Origin of the sequence: Mesorhizobium sp. M1A.F.Ca.IN.020.03.2.1 (genome assembly GCF_004023205.1) — a bacterium.
In the GTDB taxonomy this organism is placed as follows: domain Bacteria; phylum Pseudomonadota; class Alphaproteobacteria; order Rhizobiales; family Rhizobiaceae; genus Mesorhizobium.
This window is the reverse complement of sequence record NZ_RZSV01000423.1, coordinates 1-2,095: the sequence shown is the minus strand read 5'-3', so window position 1 is coordinate 2,095 and position 2,095 is coordinate 1. Positions and strand designations below refer to the sequence as shown.

Genomic DNA, 2,095 nt, shown 5'->3' with positions numbered 1-2,095 from the left:
ACCCCGAGACGATCGTGCTTGGGGGCCTCGCCTCGCCTCAGTTGCTCGAACGCCTGGCTGCATTGGCGGAGCCGCTGCACAATTCGGTTTCGGCTCGCAAGGATCGCGCCGCGCCGCGCATCCTCGTGGCGCAGGGCGGGCAGCATGCCGTGTTGCGCGGCGCCGCGGCACTTGCCGTTTCCGGCGTGCTTTCGCCGCGCTTCGGCCAGATCTTCACCGCCAAGCGGCAGCGCGAAGGCGACCTTCTGAACGGCGGAGACATCGCGGCATGAGCGAACCCCTGCTGGTCCTTGACAACGTCACCAAGAATTACGGCGCCATCCGGGCGCTGAGGGGCATCAGCTTCTCGATCGCGCGCGGCGAGGTGGTGGCGCTGCTCGGCGACAACGGCGCCGGCAAGTCGACGCTGGTCAAGATCATTGCCGGCGGACTCGAGCCGACCTCGGGTCGCATGCTGTTCGAAGGCAAGGAGTTCCTCGCCAAAACCCCCGCCGAGGCCAAGGCCGCCGGCATCGAGACCGTCTACCAGGACCTCTCGCTCTGCACCAATGTCGACGTGGTGGCCAACTTCTTCATGGGCCGCGAGATCACCCGCAAGGTGCTGGGCGTTCCGGTGCTCGACGAGCGCGCCATGGAGTCAGTAGTGGCGAAGGCGCTGGCCAATGCCGGCACCCGCATTCCCTCGATGCGCACCAAGGTCGAGCACCTCTCGGGCGGCCAGCGGCAGGCGATCGAGCTCAACCGTTTCGTTCATTGGGGCGGCAAGCTGGTGCTGCTCGACGAGCCCTTCGCCGCGCTCGGCGTCGAGCAGACGCGCCGCGGCCTCGACATGATCCGCAAGGTGGCGAGCCAAGGCATCGGCGTCGTCATCATCACCCACATCATGCAGCAGGCCTTCCAGGTCGCCGACCGGATCGTGGTGATCCGCCAGGGCGTCGTGGCGGGCGACGTTGCCCGCAACAAGACAAGTCCCGATGCGGTGATCAACATGATCACCGGGGAAACGCTCGCCGGTGCCGGACCGGCGGGCTGAGGGACAAATGAGGGGTCCGGCGAAAAGAGGAGCGAACGACATGAAGCGAATGCTACTTTCTGTCTTCGGTATCCTGGCCCTGGCCATTGCCACGCTCACGCCGGCATTCGCCCAGTCCAAGGGTACCGTCTACTACCTGGTGCCGACCTTGCTCGACGAATTCCAGACCGGCTCGGTGAGCGCGCTGGAACTGTTCCTGAAACAGGTCGGCTACGAGATGAAGACACTGAACGCCGACAACAAGACCGACGCGCAGCAATCGCAGATGAACGACGTGATCGCGCTGAAGCCGAAGGCGATCATCCTCGCCGCGGTCGATTTCAATGCGTTGAAGCCATCCGTTGAAGCCGCCCGCGCGGCCGGCATCCCTGTGGTCGAGTTCGACCGCCAGATCACCGCCACGCCATCCGACTTCACATCGGTCGCCGGCACGGTCGAGATCGGCCACATTGCGGCGGAGCAGGCCGAAGCGCTGCTGAAGGCCAAGCATGGCTCGGTCAAGGGCAAGATCCTGCAGGTGCTCGGCGATCCCGGCGATCCCTACACGCTCGACATCCAGAAGGGTTTCGAGGAGAAGATGAAGGCGTTTCCGGACGTCAAGATCATCTCGCTGCCCGCCATGCAGTGGGAGGCGAGCAACGCCGGCACCATCGTCGCCGACCAGATCTTGGCCAATCCCGACATCGACCTGATCTTCAGCCACGCCGCGCATCTTTCGGTCGCGGGCGTTGCTTCGCTGGAGGCTGCCGGTAAGAAGCCGGGCGACGTGATGATGATGAGCTCGAACGGCGCGCCGGTCGGCCTCGACCTTATCCGCAAGGGTTGGCTCAACGTCGAAGTCGAACAGCCGCTCTACGCCCAGGCCGCGGCCGTCGCCATGTTCATGGACAAGGTCGTCAACAAGCAGGAGATCAAGCCCGGCGAATATGACGTGCTCGGCCTGAAGTCGGTGGTGACCAAGGAAGCCTGGGGCCCGAACATCAAGATCCCAGGCGCGGCGATCACCAAGGAGAATGTCGACAACCCCGCTTTCTGGGGCAACCTGAAGCCGCCGACGGATAC

General features: G+C 64.6%; 2 protein-coding genes and 1 pseudogene. All 3 read left to right on the top strand.

Annotated features, from left to right (window positions below):
• Nucleotides 1-272: pseudogene (locus EOA79_RS31630) on the top strand (ROK family transcriptional regulator); the annotation flags it as partial.
• Nucleotides 269-1,033 carry an ATP-binding cassette domain-containing protein gene (locus EOA79_RS31625; protein ID WP_095825243.1) on the top strand — a complete coding sequence of 255 codons (765 nt, stop codon included), beginning with the start codon at nt 269-271 and terminating at the stop codon, nt 1,031-1,033. The pseudogene EOA79_RS31630 and the gene EOA79_RS31625, both read left to right, overlap by 4 nt.
• Before the next feature lie 40 nt (nt 1,034-1,073).
• A partial coding sequence (locus EOA79_RS31620; RefSeq protein ID WP_164894053.1) for a sugar ABC transporter substrate-binding protein occupies nt 1,074-2,095 on the top strand: 1,022 nt, incomplete at its 3' end.